The following is a 19,206-nucleotide window of genomic DNA, read 5'->3' on the forward strand; positions in this document are numbered from 1 at the left end:
GACTAAGCAATAATTAGGTGCGTTATCTGTAAGAAGTTGCGATAAATAAGGTTTAAAGTGTGTAAAAACAGAAAATTAATAATATATTGACCTCTTGATAGAAAGTCTATAAAATGAAAGCGATAACAAACGATTGCTTTAAAATGATTTCCCTGACCTTTTAGCATTTACAAATATATGAGGGCATACAAAAATCTATTTTTTTAAGCATTAATGCAAACGTTTTCGTATTAAAAGGTCATTGAAATACATACGTGAAAATAGCCAATATGGAGGTGAATTAAAAGAGATTTCTAGATTAATTTAAGCAGTGTTATTCAGTGTAAGCATAATAAATCGCTAGTAATATTTGAAGAAAGGGTGTATGTGGTGCAAATTACAAAAAGGTTAATTAACAAATCATTCTTATTACTTACCATAATCGTTATGTTATCATCTGTTTTCTCCTTTCAGAGTGTGAAGGCAATTTCAAATTCGAAAACAACTGAAATTATCATTCATTACAAAGAGAAGCTTGGAAATACAAAAGACTGGAATCTTTGGTTATGGGGTGAAAATGCAAATGGTACATCTTATGAATTTACTGGTGAAGATGAATTTGGAAAATACGCTAAGATAAAAATAGACGGTGACTATAATCGTGTAGGATTTATAGTTCGAACAAATGAATGGGAAAAAGATGGTGGAGATCGTTGGATTGAAAATATAAAGGACGGTCGTGCTGAAGTATGGATTCTTTCGGGTGATGAAAAAGTATATAACTCTAAACCTTCATCGGATCTCTCAATTCAAAAAGCAACTATTGATAGTTTCCATGAAATTACTGTAACGACTAATGTCCCATTTAATATTAGGGAAAAGAAAATTGAAATTGAAGGCATTAAAATTAAGGATATTAGTCCTTATGATATAAACAGTGGAGATATTACTAATAAGGTTAAAATAATTACGGAACAGAAAATTGATTTAAAACAAACATACAAACTTAAAATAGAAAACTTAGCTGATACGAATACTGAAATTGGTAAAATCATTCGTAGCGAGGAATTTGATAATTTATTTTATTATAGTGGTAACGATTTAGGAAATATATATACTCCGCAATATACAAAGTTCCGTGTATGGGCTCCTACTGCGAGTGAAGTGAAGTTGGTTACATATAAAAAATGGAGCGATAAAATAGGTACTGAAATAAACATGCAGCAAGGTGAAAAGGGAACTTGGACAGCAGAACTAAAGGGGAACCAAAAAGGGCTCTTTTATACGTATAAGGTCAAAATTGGTGATAAGTGGACTGAAGCAGTTGATCCGTATGCACGTGCTGCTTCTGTAAATGGAGATAAAGGTGCGGTTGTTGATTTAGAAGAAACAAATCCGAAAAAATGGAAAGCAAACAAAAAGCCAAAATTTAAAAATCCAGAAGATGCTATTATTTATGAATTACATGTACGCGATCTTTCCATCCAACCTGAAAGTGGTATTAAACAGAGAGGGAAATATTTAGGTGTAACAGAAAAAGGAACAAAAGGGCCAGAAGGTGTAAAAACAGGACTTGATCATATAAAGGATCTTGGTGTTACTCACGTTCAGTTTTTACCGATATTTGATTATGCTTCAGTAAATGAAGAGACTTTAAATGAACCGCAATATAACTGGGGATATGATCCTAAAAATTTCAATGTTCCAGAAGGCTCCTATTCTACAAATCCTTATGAGCCGACTGTTCGAATAACTGAATTAAAGCAAATGGTTCAAACACTGCATGATAATAATCTTCGTGTGGTGATGGATGTAGTATATAACCATATGTATAATGCTGCTGAATCTAATTTTCATAAGTTAGTTCCAGGTTATTATTATCGTTACAATGAAGATGGAACATTTGCAAATGGAACCGGTGTAGGAAATGATACTGCTTCAGAAAGAAAAATGATGAGGAAGTTTATGATCGATTCTGTAGCATACTGGGCAAAAGAATACAATTTAGATGGATTCCGTTTTGATTTAATGGGTATTCATGATTATGAAACGATGAATGAAATACGTAAAGCTGTTAATCAAATTGACCCTTCTATTATACTGCATGGAGAAGGCTGGGATTTAAATACACCTCTTGCAGCTGAGTTGAAAGCAAATCAAAAAAATGCGGGGAAAATGAAAGGGATTGCTCATTTTAACGATAATATACGTGATGGATTGAAAGGTAGTGTATTTGAGGAGAAAGAAAATGGTTTTGTAAATGGAAAGCAAAACATGGAAGATCGTATTAAAAAAGGCATTACAGCAGGTATTGACTATGATACCAATTTGTCTACCTATCAAGATCCAGAGCAGGTATTAACTTATGTGGAAGCACATGACAATCATACATTATGGGATAAACTTGAGTTAACTAATCCAGGTGACAACGATGAAGTGCGAAAACAAATGCACAAATTGTCTTCTTCAATTTTATTAACATCACAAGGAATTCCATTTTTACATGCAGGGCAAGAGTTTATGCGGACGAAATACGGTGATCATAATAGTTACAAATCTCCAGATTCAATTAACCAGATGGATTGGCTGCGCCGTGCAACGTTTAATAATGAAGTAGATTATATGAAGGGTTTAATAGAATTACGCAAAAAGTACTCAGCTTTTCGAATGACATCTGCAGAGCAAATAAAAACACAAGTTTCATTTATAGGTGCCCCGAAAAATACGTTAGCTTATACAATAGAGGGGAATAAAAATGAATACTTTACGGTGGCTCATAATGCAAATAGAGAAGCGGTTGAAATAACACTTCCATCGAAAGGGCCTTGGAAAGTACTAGTAGACGGGAAGCAGGCGGGAAGTAAACCACTATATGTTGTCCATGACAATAAAATTAAAGTTCCTGCATTAAGTTCATTTGTTTTAAAGTTAAAATAATATAATTTCACATACTGTAATTATATTACAATTTAATAAACAAAAAGAGAAGAACTCACTAAGGTTCTTCTCTTTTTAATGTGAAATTAGGGTTTCCATAATTGTAGATATAAGAGTTCTTGAAAATAGCAAAAGGCAAGACGATGAACCTATTTACAAAATGACAAGAAAATGACAAAACTGTAAGAATGCATGAATGTTTGTAAGAAAGTTCGATGTTTTCCTTTTTCTTTTTTTATTAAAGTGAAAAAGAAGAAAGTGATGTCATAAGAGGTTGATATTTTTAGATAGATACAATAACCAAAACTATTTATGTAATGAAAGTATATGGAAATCAGTAAAACACCTTACTAAAAAGGAGGGATTTGAAATGTCTTTTTCTCAATTCAATATTGATATTTTTCGAGCAATTAATGATTTAGGTAAACAATATTCATTCCTAAACTCAGCCATGGTATTTTTGGCAGAATATATGGTATATATTTTAGCTTTTATTATTTTAGCTTATTGGTTTACTGGGTCCAGAAAAAGTAGGATGATGGTTATTCAAGCGATGGTTGCTTTTGTAATTGCTGAGGTAATCGGGAAAATAGCAGGGAAATTTCATTTGAATTATCAACCATTTGCAGTATTGCCTGATGTTAATAAACTTGTCAATCATGCTATAGATAATTCATTTCCTAGCGACCATACGATTCTCTTTTTTTCGATTTGTTTTTCATTTTTGCTTGTTCATAAGAAGACTGGATGGTTATGGCTTATACTTGCATTTTGTGTGGCAATCTCTCGTATTTGGGTAGGAGTTCATTATCCTTTTGATGTAGTAATAGGGGCTTTAATAGGATGTGTTTCAGCGTTATTTTCGTATTGGTTTATACCGAAATTTTCTTTTATCAACAAGTTGCTTACTCTATATGGAAGAGTAGAGAAACATGTTTTACCATCAAAAAACAAATCAAAGGGATTTTGAGTATACAAGTATGTGAGTCTTTTGAATTAATCAAATGGCATTACATTAAATCGTCTTGGAGGTCATTTTAAAGGAAGAACTGTTTTACACTGGAAAGTTGGAAATTATATTAAGGCATTTTGCTAACAGGTGATATTTTTCAAGTGATTGCCAACTGTCAGTGAGTGAGTTTCATGTACAGTTATCTACATCCACTGCTAGTAAAGTAAAATAGCTGACGGATATAGTAAAAGGGCTACCATTCAACCGTATTTATAATGCTTTTCATCGAGTCGTGTCAAAGCATGTGGACCTTGCTGTTCAGAAGTCAGCAGATCGATACATAAATGCACTGCAGGGAACACTTTTTAATACATGGGATGTTTCAATATTATCTATAGATATCTGTAAGAAATAAATAGATAAGTTTAGAGCATGTTATTATCATTTTTTTAAACATGCTCTTTGTATTTAAAGTAACACCAGCATTACTGACACGTACAAGTTATCAACAATCTTTATGTTGAAAGAATCTTAGTGTACGAATGTTGGTACTACCCCTACTTAGTAATCTCACAATTTAAGACCTGTCATTGGATAAATGTGGGGAGTTCAATCGATTCTGAATAAAATTAATAGTATCAGCGGCAATTTTTTTACGTTTAAGAACAATCCCGGCATGCCCACATGTATAAATATATCGCGTAGGTCTTTCCCAAGATTCCCACAAATAGTCCGTATCCTCAGAGTGCACATATAAATCGTGTTTACCTGAAATTAATAAAATATTTTCTTTTTTTACTTTTGGTAATGCTTGACTCGGTTCAGTGATTTTCCAATAATCTATTAAATTATCATACGTTACACCATGATGTTCCAAGTCTTCTCTAATAAATTTACCTGGAGTTGTATTCCAAATTGAATAAGAGAGTCGATTTGCATAGAAAATGGATGCTAACACATCAATTTCTTCTTCAACAAGAGAGGTTAAGTTAGTAATAAATCCACCTAAACTAATTCCTATTAGAATCAGGGGACCATTTTTATTTGCTTTAATCCATTTAATCAAAGCTCGTAAATCAGCTACCGCTTGTCTAGTTGCTTGTACTGTTCGTTCAATATTTGCACTTACCATATACTCTCCACTGAAAAAGGATTGATCGGGTTTTCTTTCAAAATGATAGGGTAGAGTGAAATAATACATATTCCACTTCAGGCTGGTCATATGATCGTGGAATATTTTTTTCACACGTTCGTTAGAATCCATTCTCCAACCGTGAACAAAGATAACATGAGGTGCATTTTTATTTTTATGTAAGAATAATTCCCCAGTTACAGAGTCGTTGCGTGAATCACCGGATTGAACCGAGCTTTTATATTTGAATTGCCCAACCATGTATTCCTTTTCCTGTTTTGAATGCTTAATGTCAAAATGAATATAGGATGGTTTTACTTTATAAAAAGATTCTATGTCCTTTATATTTAATGAAGTGTTAGATAGGGAAGTATACTGAAACGCTACACTTCTTTTTTTGTGTAAATCATATAAGGCGTACCGATCAATGAGTTTTGAAAAAATCAAATTAACCTCCTCCAAAATACATATTGTTTAAAACCTGGACAAAATTTATGTTGTAAATTAATTATAAAATATGCTCTTTTCCTAATAGTAGGTGATAAATTTGTATATCATATTATAAAGCTTGCAATAAAATAAAACTATAAATAAATTATACTAAAATCTAAAAAGTAAGTTAATATTCTTATTCATATAAGAGAATATTAACTTGCTTATTTTCGTATTAAAAGATGCACCTTTTAAAGCGACGTGATTTGTATGAGATACAGTAACTATATTAAAATCCCTATTATAGATATCCAAATAGGTTTCTCTATATTTATTGTATAGAAATTACACAGTAAATATTTTTTGTGCTACATATATTAAATTAATCTTAACCTTATAATTTATTAAACGGAATAACTCCTTACCGAAATTAAAAAACGACTGAGTTTTTGAATTTGTGTTCTAGCTTTTTTGGAACAGGTAAATAACTACACATAAACTCCTTGTATCTCTAGTTAAACTACCGATTAGCTCCATATAAACTCTAGATAACCTATATAGAATACAAGTTATCAAGGAGGTAAGAAAAAATGAATTTTATGAAACGAGCAATTCTCAGTATGAAAAAAAGGATAGGAACATCATTAATTTTGATGGCAGTTTTTCTGATTGTTACAAATTTGGTTCTTTCAGGTTTTACAATCCAAAATGCATCAAAAAAAGCAGCGGATGCTGCGAGAAAAAAACTTGGTGCAGATGTTACTTTAGGTCTTGATTTCGACAAATTAGGTCAAAAAGCTAAGGAAACTGGAGAAATGCCAAATCCCCCGCAGCTTGATACAAAAGAAACAGAACAATTAGCGAAGTCCAAGTATGTAAAAGACTATAATTACATAGCTAACACTTTCGGTATTTCTGATGGACTTAAACTAGTAGGAGCTTCAGAAGGAGAAGAAGAAGGTAAAGGTAAAGCCGGAATGACGGCTGTGCGAGGCGGTTCAAGCTCTGGTACAGAAATAGATATGAATGCTTCTTTTATGATTGAGGGAGTTCGCAAGACTGCATTACAAGAAAGCTTTAAAAACGGAAAAAGTAAAATCATTGATGGAAAACCAATTACAGAGCAAATGAAGGATCAGAATGTAGCTTTAATGGAAAAACGATTAGCGGAATTAAACAATTTGAAAGTAGGAGACAAAGTTAAAGTGCAATCAGGGGATAAGAAGGAAACCCTTGAGGTTGAAATTATTGGTATTTACGAAACAAATGAGCAAGCAATGGTTCAACAGGTTCCTCCTATAATGGATCCGGCTAATAAACTATATATGCCGCATTCAACTATGAAAAAATTAGAAGTAGACCAAGGTATAAGTAGTGTTCAAGTCGTGTATTTCTTGAATGATCCACAATATATTGATGCATTTAAAAAAGAAGCAAAAAAATCTAATATTGATTTTAATTATTATAAATTAGATGCGCATGATTCATTGTACAAGCAAATGATTGGTCCTATCGAAAATATCTCTTCGACTTCTCAAATGATTATTTATATTGTATCAATTGCAGGTGCGATCATTTTAGGATTAATCATTATGCTATCAATTAAAGGGCGTCGTAAAGAAATGGGAATTCTATTGTCTATTGGAGAAAAAAAGTGGAAACTGATGGCGCAATTCGTAGTAGAAGTGGTCTGTGTCGCTATTTTAGCATTTGGATTATCCATAACAACAGGAGCTAAAGTTTCTCAATATATCGGGGATAATTTACTTTCGAATGAAATTGCTACTGCGAGCGAAGAAACAGATACCTCGCAACATGGTACTGTAATGATGGCTGGACCTGGTGGTACTCTACAAAATCAAAAAGAAGATCCAATTGATAAAATTGATGTAAGTGTAACAGGAGAAGATGTAGGAAAAATGGGTGGAATTGGACTAGCTATTGCTATAATAGCAACGCTTCTTCCGGCATTATCTATTCTACGTTTAAACCCAAAACAAATTCTTTTAAAAGATGAATGAGGAGGCTCGATATGGAGACGATTTTACAGTTTAAAAATTTGGACTATTATTATGAAAGTAATGGGAAAAATGTAGCGATACTAGATAATGTTAACTTTTCTTTTCAAAAAGGACATTTCTACACGATTTTAGGACCATCTGGATCTGGTAAAACCACAACTCTGAGCTTAGGTTGTGGACTGGATGTCCCTAAAAATGGTTATGTACTGTATAATGGCAAAGATATTAGAAAAATTGGTTTGGATCGATACCGTAATCAAAATGTATCTGTAATTTTCCAATCTTATAACTTAATTACCTATATGACCGCTCTTCAAAATGTCTTAACAGCAATGGAAATTACAGGTGTTAAAGTACAAAATAAAACAGCAAGAGCATTAGAATTATTAGAGAGGGTAGGACTCACAGAACTTGAAGCGAAACGAAACGTATTGCAACTAAGCGGTGGACAGCAACAGCGTGTAGCAATTGCTCGAGCACTATCTTGTAATGTTGATTTACTAATTGCAGATGAGCCGACAGGAAACCTCGACGAGGAAACCGCAATGGATATAATAGAACTGTTTCAAGAACTTGCACATAAAGAGAATAAATGCATTATTGTTGTGACGCACTCACAGGAGGTTGCTAAAAAATCAGATCGTGCAGTGTATTTAAGTAAGAAGAAGTTAGTCATAAATGAAATCTAATATAAACATCGTAGCTGTTTAATTCACATATTTTTCAAAAACTAGACCTTTCAAAAGCTTATATTTGATTTATAATAAAATCAAGCCATAATCAAAATGGTCTCCCTGTACTGAATGTTAAAATAGTTTGTCGTTCCCGTTTTAATAATATTTGAAAAAGAACTTGTAGAATATCCTACAAGTTCTTTTTATTATAATTGGTTACCTATATCATGGGATAATTACACATAAAAAACGGGACATTACCTAGATGTATGATCTAAATGCTGTCCCGTTTCCCTATGTATCTGTATAGTTATTGCAGAATTAAACCTACAATCATAATTAAACTAAATACTATCATCCAACCAAACGCGCAATAGCCAAAAATTCTAATCCATTTAGGTAATTGATTCATGTTAATTTTATTTGTGGGAACTCCTTGCATAGAAAACATCATTTTTTGATCTCTATCTCTATTATTTTGTTGTTCATACATAATATCATCACCTTTCCAGAACTATTGTGTTTATAGTATATCAGCCTAAAGAAAATTATGTACAGAATAAGAGGGGATAACATATATATTATGTGGTGAATTTTATAAATAAAGACATTTAATTGCCATGGTTCTAAGCGCTAATCCGTTATAAATTCTGAAAAAGAGCCCTACATAAATAGGAATCTTTTTCTTCAAATATTAAGTTGCTGGATATACATCAGAACCAAGGTAACGTTCTTTTATAATTTGAAGATGATGAAGCTCATGACCAGCAATGATGTATGCTAATGCACGAACTGTAACTTCAGAATTATTCGCATTTCCTCTTTGTGATCAAGCTTCTTTATCTAAGCTTCTAAGTAAATACAGGGTAGATTGGCGAACAACTATTAAATTCTCAAGAAGATCTTGCATAGATTGCTTATCAAAAGAAGCTCTAAGAACATACATATCATCATTATAGCCTGGAAGTTCTGCTGTCTCGCCTCGAGCGATTGATAACAATCGATACGCCATAATCCGTTCTGTATCTGCTATATGACCGATTACTTCTTTTATACTCCATTTAGTAGGAGCATACCGGAAAAGTCCCTCACTATTAGAAATTCCCTGTAATAAAAGATTCGTTTCCTTCATTTGTTGTTCTAGAATATGTATGATATTTCCGTCTGATACCAAGTTGGTATACGTTGCATAATAGGAGTTATATTCACTTACCTTTGGTCTTATTTGCATACGAATCATCCTTTATGTTTTATGTTTAATCTTTACATATAGCTTATCATAAAAGAATTCCAAATTAATCTGAAAGTTTGAAATTGAAATCAAAAATTATGCTTACTTCCGTAGGTGAGCTATAAATATTGTTTCACATATATAGGAAGGTTCAAGTCGAATGTTCTGCATCCGCTAAATGAAGGGACTACTTCATCATCAAAATAATAAAACTTGTTTATGACAAAAAGATAAGTTTTTTAAATATTATTATGTTTTATTAGATCTATTCCAGTTCATTCTAGTAACTATATATTCAATACGAAACACAAATGAAACAAGTAGAATGAACTTAATAAAGACAAGAAACTATCCCGTTAGGGCTTTCTGAGGCTGCATCAATTTTTTAGCGTGGAAAACACACCTAGATTTCATCGTAGCAAACTAGAAGAAGGGGATTAAAGTTCATCCGTTTTTCTCTCTTGAAAACTAGGATTCAACCCTTTGGAGAGTGAAACACAACCATATTTTATAGCATAAAAAAGCAAGAGGGATGAAGCATTACCATATTAAAACATCAAAATCGGATAGTGTCATAAATGTATTTACTACATTCAAAATGTGAACACTTATTATTCTTTAGCGTGGTCTCAATTTATTGAAAAAGCTATTCTTTCCTATTATTGTATAGAAAGAATAGCCTGTTTTGTCCGTTATATTTTTTTATGTTAGTTCAATTGCTATATGCAGCATGACGTAAAAATCCTTGAAATCCCAAATTAAGAAATACTTCTATATTGAACTGGTGATGATAAGTTAATTAAAGTTGATGGATAGCCGAACTCCATAGAATCATCGATAAATTCTTCTAACTGATGCACGGATTCAGTGATTATTTTCACCAAATAACTATATTGTCCAGCTAATCTGTGGCACTCAAAAACCATGGGATTTTCTTTGCAAAAATCCCTGAATTGCTTACATTTTTTTGATTCAAACAATACAAAAGCCGTTACATTCTTATTCAACTTTTCTGGGTTTATAACTGCCCTATAGGCGGTAATTATACTTTTATCTTCTAACTTTTTAACTCTTTCTTTTACAGCAGGTGTCGATAAGTTAACCATTTTTCCGAGCTCAGTCATAGATACCCGTCCATCTTCTTGCAGTATATATATAATTTTTTGGTCAATGTGATCCATTCTCAATAACTCCTTTTTATTTAATGTAAAATACGTATAATAAATTAAATTTTTAAGTTTACCAGATGAAATAACTCATAATTTGTATTTAAACAAAATTATTTAAAATTTATAATTTTAAGTATATCATGAAAATAATGTTATTGGAGGAATTGAAATGGGACTTGAGATGAGAAAACATTGCGAGAAATGCAATAAGAAGATTGAGGCGCAATCATTAGCCTTTATTTGTACACATGAATGTACATTTTGTGAGGAGTGTACAAAATTAATGAACAATGTATGTCCTAATTGCCAAGGAGAACTTGTTAAAAGACCTAGAGCCCTGTCGAATAGTGACTGTCCTATTAGTTTATAACAATATTACTTATTAAGTTTATAGTGAAATAGTTTCTAAAAATACTAGATGGCGACATTATGATTGTAAAAATGAGAAAAGCTATGGATAACATAAATATGTTACATAAAGGAGTTTTTATATTGAAACATGCCTTGCGTATTATTGATGTACAACAAGAATTAAATGTAGATAATTTTTCTGTTGTTCGAACTAGCCACGAGGATTTGTTTCAACCCATTCATAATAATTACAGATAAATCTATACCAAGGGTACAACTCTTACTGAATAATTATCGGAAAGGATTGTACTTTTTATTTAATATACAATAAATCGATGACTTTAATATCATTGGGTTTGAAACTGAAAAATTACTTTCTCAGATACACAAAATCAATGGATTGTGAAATAGATTTTCACGAAATGTTTGATAATCAAATTGTAATTGTATAGGATGCTTTAATACACCGAAATACAAAAGAAGAGCAAATTCAGGCTGCGAAGAGTGCCTATGATGATTGTATATTAAAGAATCGTAAACAAGAATATCGTTTCATTTAAAACGAAAAGCCAGCCTATTAGTTCCTGATAAGTCTATAGTTACTACAAAAACAAACAAACTCGTCCTACTAAGAGGGGAGGTTGTTTGTTTTTGGTCTAGATAATGGAATCCTTATGCAAAATTGTACACTATGTTCCATATTTTTTATTGAATACTTTATATCTAGCGTTTCAAGAATTTGTTTAACAATATATAGCCCCAAACCACTTCCTCCAGTATTTCGATTCCTTGATTTTTCAATACGAAAAAATGGTTTGAAAATTTGTTGTATATCTTCATCTTTAATATTGATACCTGTATTTGTAATTTGTATTTCGATTTGATCTTGTTTAGAATTCTCGCTTAACTTTATATAGACTTTTTCATTATGTGGTGAATACATAACCGCATTGTGAATAATATTTTTACATGCTTTTTCTAAAAGAGCACAATCTGTATAAATAGAAAGATCAGAATCAATTTCTTTTATTATTTCGATGCTTTTTTGAGAAGCAAAAAATTCGAGATCTTTTGTGATTTTACCTATTAACTTTGAAGGATTAACTTCCTCTACTTTTAGTTTGAAGGTGTGTTGTTCTAATTTCGATACGCTTAAAATTTCACGAACTAATTGTTCCATACTTTCAATAATTTGATGATTTTTCTTTAAATATTGATCGCGATTTTGATAAGGGCCAATATTGTAAATCATCCCTTCTAAGTAGCCTTTCATTACAGTAAGAGGGGACTTTAATTCATGTGCTACAATCGCAAAAAACTCTCTGCGTTTTGTTTCTATTTCTCTTTCTTTTTCAATATCATTTTTTAATTGTTCATTTGCTTTTTTTAAATCAAACATAGCTTGTTGTAAGTTAATAGACATGTCATTCAAACTATTAGACAATTCTCCTAACTCATCTGTAGAGCGAACCTCAATTTTTTCGGAGAAATCTAAATTTGCCATCTTTTGTGCACCTTCATTAATATAAATAAGTGGCTTTGTAATAAACCTGGAATAAAAATAAGCACTCCCTATACCAATTACGAGTACAATGATACTAATATAGGGGAGAAAGCGTACTAAAACCTGTGAAGCTTCATCAATCGGTTGAAATGTAGCAAAGACTATAAGCGTTAAACTACCATCTTGGAATTGAATTGGTTTCGTAACGTTATATGAATTGCTAAGGGTACTTGCATTCTCGAATCGTGTTGCTTTAGTAACTACTGTTTTTTGCGTACCACTTTGAATAAAAGAAAACGAAGGAGAGTAAATAATTACCCCTTCTTTATTTTGAAGGTAAAGCATCGCATTATTTTTTTTTGCGTATTCATCAAAAAGTGGTGTCGCATCTTGAAACGTAAGATTTTTAGACTTATCAATGATTTCGTTTATCCCTGTTTGAAGTTGATCTGTTTTATATTGCTCATAAAATGTAGGGAGAAAGAAGTATAAAGTTAAATAAATCAATACTGCAAAGGATAACAAAATGAGAGATGTAGTCATAAAGAGTTTATAAGTGATTTGCTTCATCTTCATAAGTTTCACAATACTATTCATCAATTTTATAACCAATACCCTTTATTGTTTTAATATAAGGGATAGCTAATTTTTTACGTAGATTTTTAATATGTGTATCAATTATTCGTGTTTCTCCAAAATAATCGTACCCCCAAACCTTCTCTACGATATTTTCTCTTGTAAGTACTTTTCTCTCATTTTGAAATAGTAGTTGTAGAATTTCAAACTCTTTTGTCGTTAATATAATTTCAACGTCATTTACATACACTCTATATGCATCCACATCGATACGAACTTCTTTAAATATCAAATGATTATTTACATTTTTATCATAACTTCTTCTAAGTACAGCTTCGACTCGTCTAATCAAAACATGAAATGAAAAGGGTTTTGTTATATAATCATCGATCCCAAGATCGAATCCTTTCATTTGATCTTCCTCTTCTTCCAACGCAGTTAGCATAATAATTGGTACGTTTGACTGACTTCGGATCATTTTAGAAACTTCAAACCCATTAAGATTGGGCATCATAACATCTAGAAGAATTAAATCAAATGATTGCTTATTAAATTGTGTCATACCCTCTAGTCCATCTGAAGCGACTACCACTGTATAATGCTGTGTCATTAAAAATTGTTTAATTAATTCCTGAATTTCTTGATCGTCCTCAACCACGAGGATATGATAGTTTTTCATAATATCACCTCTGGTAGTCATTATAGCCGTACAATCTGGAGTTTATGTGGAGATACAGTAGTAAACTTCATAGGACGTTTACTATCAAAAAGTATTATTAGCTATATTCCTTTTTTATGGAGAAATAATTGCTTAAAAAAACTTATCGTATGAATTGATGTACGATTAATATTTACGAAAAACTAATGTATAATAACGTGAATTGTATGTAGTTTCTTAAAATTCTCGAAAATATACTTTTGCTTCTTTACCAAAAGAGGAAAAGGAATTTCAATATAGAAGAAGCTACTGTAATACTAGAGTGTGTGCCAAGAACTATGGATTTCTTTCATCTAGTTTTTATTTAATCGTTAATCACTACATAACAATGTTCTTGCTAAACCAAAAGTTTAAAGGTACAAACTTGGAGAGATTTATATAATGCTAGAAAGGTTGTGAAATGATTTGATGGGTTATAAAGCGATGCTGTTTGATTTAGATGATACATTACTTGATAGGGATAAAGCAGTAGAGGCATTATTTTTAATTGTTTTAGAAAAGTGTTATGAAAATGTAGATGGTGCGGCTAAAAGCAACATGTTACAGAAATTCAAAGAATACGATAAAAGAGAATATGGCATAAGTAATAAAACGACAGTTTTAGAATCATTGTTTGATGAATTCACGCCGAAGTATAGATTGCCACGCAATTACCTCCAAGATTTTTGGAATAATAATTTCCCTAGATGTTTTTCAATAGACCAAAATACTATTCATTTCTTAAATCAAATAAAGAAGCACTTTAAAGTTGGAATTATAACAAATGGCTCAACTCAGAGGCAAAAAGCTAAAATATTTAACACGAATTTAAATAAGTATTTTGAAACAATCATTATTTCTGAAGAAGTGGGATTTAGTAAACCTGATAAACGTATATTCGAACTAGCATTAAATATGTTAAATTTACAACCGGAAAATACTTTATTTGTTGGGGATGACTTAGAAAAGGATATTGCTGGTCCTCAAAATGTAAATATAAAAGGTGTGTGGTTTAATCCTCAGAAGATCAAGAATACTACCAAAATACAACCGTATGCCGAGATTAACACTTTGGATAGTTTGTTAAGTTATGTTACTCCACAATATTTTTATAACAAGTAAAAGTAATCTCATATATATTCAAAAATATAATAAAGAGAAACTATCATTAATTTCATTGACCGTATTAGTAATAAAAAATATATACTTACAATAAAAAATAGGGGCGATTTTAATAGCTGTGGCTAATTTAATCTATGATTAATACAAAGTTTTGTAAAACAATTTTACTCATACTGTGTAAATTATAAAGGGGTGGGACTATGGAAATAAAGAAAGTAGTAATCGATGGAATCAATATTGCGGTCATTAGAAATGATAAGGTATTAATATCGGATGTTCAGTCTGCATTAGATACTATGGCAACAGTTCAATATGAGGTAGATGCGAAACATATTATTATTCATAAATCTTTAATAAGTGAAGATTTCTTTGACCTAAAAACACGGCTTGCGGGTGATATCCTTCAAAAGTTTATAAACTACAAGGTAAAGATTGCTATTGTTGGAGATTTCTCTATGTATACTAGTAAAAGCTTAAAGGATTTTATTTATGAATGTAATAAAGGGAATGACATTTTTTACTTAGCAACTGAACAACAAGCAATTGAAAAACTAAGTACATTAAAGTAATAATTATATCCTGCTAAATTCCCCCATTTCACTTAGTTCATAATTATATACGATATAGAAGAACTGATGTTTGTGGTAAACTAAGAGATGAATAAAGGGGGAGTTTTTTTGAACAATTTTAATAATATAATCCAAAATTTAAATAATATAGTTTACAAACCTAACAACTTAATGATTACGAATCTAAAAGAAGAAAAGCAAAACGCAGAATATGCCGGATGTTTATTCCACTTAAATAACAAAACCATTCGTTTTAGAAAATCAAAAGTTACTCCTAATAAAATTGGGCAATTTGTTTCTTTTTGGGAGAAAGATGAAAATATGCGAAATAGAGCTTTCTCTTATGAAGCTGCTCCTGATTTATTAGTAATCACGTGTATTGCTGATAATAAACTAGGGCAATTTATTTTCCCTAAAGAGATTCTTCTTAAAGAAAAAATATTGAGAACACCAAGTCAAACAGGGAAAATGGCAATGAGAATTTATCCTGTTTGGGATACCACTGTTAGCAATCAAGCTAAAAAGAGCCAAACGTGGCAACTTCAATATTTTGTTGATTTAAGTGATATTAATAATTTGCCTATAGATAAACTATTAAATTTATATTCGTAGCTTTTGATTTGCCCCAAAAAGAAGTAATTACAGAAAAGACATTTGTAATGACGCCTTCTATTAATTTACCTCGTGAATCGTAATTTTTGTACCGGTACAGTTAAATGAAATGTACATTGTTACAGTGCCCCTTAAAATTTACAATCAGCATATATTATTTTAACTTATAAATTTTTAAGGGGTGCTAAATATGACAAGTTTACAAGATCAGCTTTTCACAAGATTAAATCTTAAAAAACGTAATGATGTAACGATTGAAGAATTACCTACCATACTCTTTTCGTTTGCGCATACTATACCATTTGAGAATTTAGATGTTATAGCACGAAATACGAATCAAATATCTCCGGAAAACTTGCGAGAGAAAATTTTAACTAGTTCCCGTGGTGGACTTTGCTACGAATTAAACACTCTTTTTTACTATTTTTTAAGAGACTGTGGCTATGATGTACAACTGGCATTAGGTACGGTTTATAAAAACGATATAAATGCATGGGCACTTGAGGATGGCCATATAACAATTATTTTAACTTATGATAATGTACAGTATTTAATTGATGTAGGTATAGCTTCGTTAGTACCTCTTGTTCCTGTACCTTTTACTGGTAAGTCTGTTTCTTCAAAAAATGGTTCGTACCGGGTGAGACGAAAAGATACGAGTAAAGGAAATTATGTTTTAGAAAGAATAGATACTGATGGAGAATGGAAAGTTTGTCATGCTTTTTATAAACATAATATTGATGAGATAGTAGTAAATGATGTTCAAAGAAGAGTGATAGAAGATGAGAAGTCTATTTTTAATAAAGGACCAATTGCAGTAAAGTTGACGAACTCTGGCCATATTTCATTAACGAATACAAGTTTAACCGAAATTATTCATGGGGAAAAAACTAAGCGTGAAATTACAGAAGATCAATATAAAGAGTTTTTATATACTTTATTTGCTATTAAGTTATGAATAATAAAGATAGCCGGTTCTTATTCAGAAGCGGCTATCTTTATTATTTTTGGTGTAAATGGTTTTCTTCTAATATGTTTCGGAAACTGCGGTATAGTTAATGTTTTTAATGTTTCCTCAGCTTCTTCATATGTATGAAAAATTGGTTCTTTTCCATCATCCCCTTGTAAAAACTAGCCCTTCATCTCGGATTACATATGGCATAAAACCACCCCATCTAGTAAAGAATTATGTTCTTTTGCAGCAGAATAATATGATTTAAAGTTTGATTTTCTTAATACATATAATACACTAGAACAGTACTAAAAAGTATGTACAATGAATTTTGAATGTAAAGGAAGATTATTATGTCAGTTATTGATAAATTGAAACTTAATAAGTATACAAATATGGTCGTTATTAACGAACCAAGTGATTATGACATTTTTACAGGTAAAGAAACTGCATTCTCAAAAGAACACGATGCTATCTTTATATTTGTAGAAACGCTTGATGAAATGGTGAAACAAACGAATTTTATTATTAGTAATGAAGAATTACTAATTGAAAAAGGTTACGTATTCTTCGCATATCCGAAAAAAGGTAATGCTCGTTATAGTACGTTTATTCACCGTGATGAGATGTTTCCGGCATTAAACGTTGGAGAAGATGGTTATGTGGGAGAAAGCGATATTAAATTTGCACGAATGGTAAGTATGGATGAAGTCTTTACTGTTGTTGGTTTAAAACGTGAAAAGAAAAAAACAACAAAAACATCTGCTATGAGTCAATGTGTTGCCGATTATGCAGATCGAATTAAAGATGTTGAAGCATTATTAGCTAATCATCCGAATGAACTTAAGTTTTATCAAAGTTTAACGCCTGGATATCAGAAAGATTGGGCACGTAATCTTTTTTCTGTAAAACAAGAAAAAACACGTGAAAAACGTCTAGAGAAAATGATAGAGATCCTTTCACAAGGCTATAAAACAATTGAATTATTCCGTAAGAAGAAAAAATAATGATTAAGAAAGTCACAATGCTGCAACAATTAATTGTGATGAGTGCATTGAAAAAAGCATTCCTTCCATTATACTAAGGAATGTTCTTATATTTATATAATTAGCAAAAGAGAAAAGGTGTTTGAAATGAAATCGTATATTGTAGTTGGATCTGGAATTTTAGGAGCGTCTACTGCTTATCATCTTGCTAAGGCAGGTGCGAATGTTACTATCGTGGATCGCCAACAATTAGGGCAAGCAACTGATGCAGGAGCAGGTATTGTATGTCCATGGCTATCACAGCGTCGTAATAAAGCATGGTATAAAATCGTTAAAGGCGGTGCACGTTACTATTCTTCGTTAATTCAGCAATTAGAAGAAGACGGTGAAACTGACACAGGATATAATCGTGTAGGTGCAATTAGTTTACATACTGACGAGAAAAAGTTAGATCAAATGGAAGAGCGAGCTTATAAACGACGTGAAGATGCCCCAGAGATTGGTGAAATAACTCGCTTATCAGCTGAAGAAACAAAAAAATTATTCCCAGCATTATCAGACGAATATAGTTCTGTTCATATTAGTGGTGCTGCACGAGTGAATGGAAGATTATTACGCAATGCATTAATAAGTGCTGCGAAAAAACATGGTGCAACTTTTATAAAAGGCGATGCCATATTAGTCCGTGAAGGAAATCATATTACTGGAGTTACAGTAAACGATGAAACAATTTTAGCAGAAAAGGTTATTGTAACTGCAGGCGCATGGGCGAATGAAATCTTGAACCCATTAGGAATTAATTTCTTAGTTACATTCCAAAAAGGACAAATTGTTCATCTGCAAATTGAAAATACAGCAACAGAAAATATGCCAGTTGTTATGCCACCGAACGATCAATATATTTTAACGTTTGACAATGGTCATGTCGTAATTGGTGCAACACATGAGAATGATACTGGTTTCGATCATCGTGTAACAGCAGGTGGTTTACATGAAGTATTCCATAAGGCATTAGCAGTTGCACCTGGCTTAGAAAATGCTACAATGCTTGAAACGAGAGTTGGATTCAGACCATTCACACCAGGATTCTTACCTGTTATCGGGCCACTACCTAACTTTGAAGGAATTCTCGTTGCGAATGGATTAGGGGCTTCGGGTTTAACAGCTGGTCCATACTTAGGAGCGGAACTTGCTAAACTAGCGCTCGGACAACCGATTGAATTAGATTTAAATGATTATGACGTTGCTGGCGCAATTGAATAATATGGAGTACTGCTAACATTTATGAAAAACCATGCTAAACAAATTCG

General features: G+C 31.8%; 16 protein-coding genes and 3 pseudogenes. 12 read left to right on the forward strand and 7 right to left on the reverse strand.

Going from position 1 to position 19,206, the window contains the following annotated elements; all coding sequences use genetic code 11:
* Nucleotides 1–369: 369 nt before the first annotated feature.
* The 3 genes and pseudogenes from pulA to ACQRBL_RS12970 all read left to right on the forward strand — a co-directional run.
* Entirely contained in the window at nt 370–2,916 is a 2,547-nt protein-coding gene (gene pulA, locus ACQRBL_RS12960) for a type I pullulanase (RefSeq protein WP_411995548.1), read from the forward strand.
* Between the two features lie 370 nt (nt 2,917–3,286).
* The gene (locus ACQRBL_RS12965) at nt 3,287–3,886 is read left to right on the forward strand and encodes an undecaprenyl-diphosphatase (protein WP_411995547.1); all 600 of its coding nucleotides are present in this window, start codon (nt 3,287–3,289) and stop codon (nt 3,884–3,886) included.
* A 30-nt stretch (nt 3,887–3,916) separates the two neighbouring features.
* A pseudogene (locus tag ACQRBL_RS12970) lies at nt 3,917–4,283 on the forward strand (hypothetical protein); the annotation flags it as partial.
* A 162-nt stretch (nt 4,284–4,445) separates the two neighbouring features.
* Here the strand turns inward: ACQRBL_RS12970 and ACQRBL_RS12975 are convergent.
* Complete coding sequence (locus ACQRBL_RS12975; RefSeq protein ID WP_411995546.1) at nt 4,446–5,447, reverse strand: alpha/beta hydrolase; 1,002 nt, start codon at nt 5,445–5,447, stop codon at nt 4,446–4,448.
* A 575-nt stretch (nt 5,448–6,022) separates the two neighbouring features.
* Here ACQRBL_RS12975 and ACQRBL_RS12980 point away from each other — a divergent pair.
* Together ACQRBL_RS12980 and ACQRBL_RS12985 are read left to right on the forward strand one after the other, a co-directional pair.
* Nucleotides 6,023–7,453, forward strand: coding sequence for an ABC transporter permease (locus ACQRBL_RS12980; RefSeq protein WP_411995545.1), 1,431 nt, complete (start codon nt 6,023–6,025; stop codon nt 7,451–7,453).
* A gap of 11 nt (nt 7,454–7,464) precedes the next feature.
* Entirely contained in the window at nt 7,465–8,142 is a 678-nt protein-coding gene (locus ACQRBL_RS12985; protein WP_053564280.1) for an ABC transporter ATP-binding protein, read from the forward strand.
* 295 nt (nt 8,143–8,437) lie between these two features.
* On the opposite strand, the gene ACQRBL_RS12990 is transcribed toward ACQRBL_RS12985, so the two are convergent.
* The 3 genes and pseudogenes from ACQRBL_RS12990 to ACQRBL_RS13000 form a co-directional block, all read right to left on the reverse strand.
* On the reverse strand, nt 8,438–8,620 hold the full coding sequence (locus ACQRBL_RS12990) for a hypothetical protein (protein ID WP_000273238.1): 183 nt from the start codon (nt 8,618–8,620) through the stop codon (nt 8,438–8,440).
* Nucleotides 8,621–8,821: 201 nt separating this feature from the next.
* A pseudogene (locus ACQRBL_RS12995) lies at nt 8,822–9,358 on the reverse strand (DinB family protein).
* A 758-nt stretch (nt 9,359–10,116) separates the two neighbouring features.
* Nucleotides 10,117–10,539, reverse strand: coding sequence for an Lrp/AsnC family transcriptional regulator (locus tag ACQRBL_RS13000; RefSeq protein WP_000349584.1), 423 nt, complete (start codon nt 10,537–10,539; stop codon nt 10,117–10,119).
* A gap of 157 nt (nt 10,540–10,696) precedes the next feature.
* On the opposite strand from ACQRBL_RS13000, the gene ACQRBL_RS13005 reads away from it, so the two are divergent.
* Nucleotides 10,697–10,897, forward strand: coding sequence for a DUF1272 domain-containing protein (locus ACQRBL_RS13005; RefSeq protein WP_023522116.1), 201 nt, complete (start codon nt 10,697–10,699; stop codon nt 10,895–10,897).
* Between the two features lie 609 nt (nt 10,898–11,506).
* Here ACQRBL_RS13005 and ACQRBL_RS13010 read toward each other — a convergent pair.
* Both ACQRBL_RS13010 and ACQRBL_RS13015 read right to left on the reverse strand, forming a co-directional pair.
* Nucleotides 11,507–12,979 (reverse strand): sensor histidine kinase, encoded by a 1,473-nt coding sequence (locus ACQRBL_RS13010; protein WP_411995544.1) that lies wholly within the window; start codon nt 12,977–12,979, stop codon nt 11,507–11,509.
* The gene (locus tag ACQRBL_RS13015) at nt 12,972–13,637 is read right to left on the reverse strand and encodes a response regulator transcription factor (RefSeq protein ID WP_000800727.1); all 666 of its coding nucleotides are present in this window, start codon (nt 13,635–13,637) and stop codon (nt 12,972–12,974) included. The genes ACQRBL_RS13010 and ACQRBL_RS13015 overlap by 8 nt, the downstream gene beginning before the upstream one ends.
* 447 nt (nt 13,638–14,084) lie before the next feature.
* Here ACQRBL_RS13015 and ACQRBL_RS13020 point away from each other — a divergent pair, with 447 nt between their 5' ends.
* From ACQRBL_RS13020 to ACQRBL_RS13035, 4 genes are all read left to right on the forward strand, one after another.
* On the forward strand, nt 14,085–14,777 hold the full coding sequence (locus ACQRBL_RS13020) for an HAD-IA family hydrolase (RefSeq protein ID WP_411995596.1): 693 nt from the start codon (nt 14,085–14,087) through the stop codon (nt 14,775–14,777).
* Nucleotides 14,778–14,977: 200 nt separating this feature from the next.
* Nucleotides 14,978–15,346: a DUF4180 domain-containing protein gene (locus ACQRBL_RS13025; RefSeq protein ID WP_000403464.1), complete on the forward strand. Its 369-nt coding sequence runs from the start codon at nt 14,978–14,980 to the stop codon at nt 15,344–15,346.
* Nucleotides 15,347–15,433: 87 nt separating this feature from the next.
* The gene (locus ACQRBL_RS13030; protein ID WP_080451150.1) at nt 15,434–15,958 is read left to right on the forward strand and encodes a MepB family protein; all 525 of its coding nucleotides are present in this window, start codon (nt 15,434–15,436) and stop codon (nt 15,956–15,958) included.
* A 190-nt stretch (nt 15,959–16,148) separates the two neighbouring features.
* Nucleotides 16,149–16,916 (forward strand): arylamine N-acetyltransferase family protein, encoded by a 768-nt coding sequence (locus tag ACQRBL_RS13035; protein WP_411995543.1) that lies wholly within the window; start codon nt 16,149–16,151, stop codon nt 16,914–16,916.
* Nucleotides 16,917–16,936: 20 nt separating this feature from the next.
* On the opposite strand, the pseudogene ACQRBL_RS13040 reads toward ACQRBL_RS13035, so the two are convergent.
* Nucleotides 16,937–17,120 (reverse strand): annotated as a pseudogene (locus ACQRBL_RS13040) (hypothetical protein).
* Between the two features lie 143 nt (nt 17,121–17,263).
* On the opposite strand from ACQRBL_RS13040, the gene ACQRBL_RS13045 reads away from it, so the two are divergent.
* Complete coding sequence (locus tag ACQRBL_RS13045; protein WP_000110844.1) at nt 17,264–17,917, forward strand: YdeI/OmpD-associated family protein; 654 nt, start codon at nt 17,264–17,266, stop codon at nt 17,915–17,917.
* A 126-nt stretch (nt 17,918–18,043) separates the two neighbouring features.
* Nucleotides 18,044–19,159, forward strand: a complete 1,116-nt coding sequence (locus tag ACQRBL_RS13050) for an NAD(P)/FAD-dependent oxidoreductase (RefSeq protein ID WP_000844382.1) — start codon at nt 18,044–18,046, stop codon at nt 19,157–19,159.
* Nucleotides 19,160–19,206: the final 47 nt, after the last annotated feature.

Source organism: Bacillus sp. AF62, assembly GCF_050312695.1.
Lineage (GTDB): Bacteria > Bacillota > Bacilli > Bacillales > Bacillaceae_G > Bacillus_A > Bacillus_A cereus.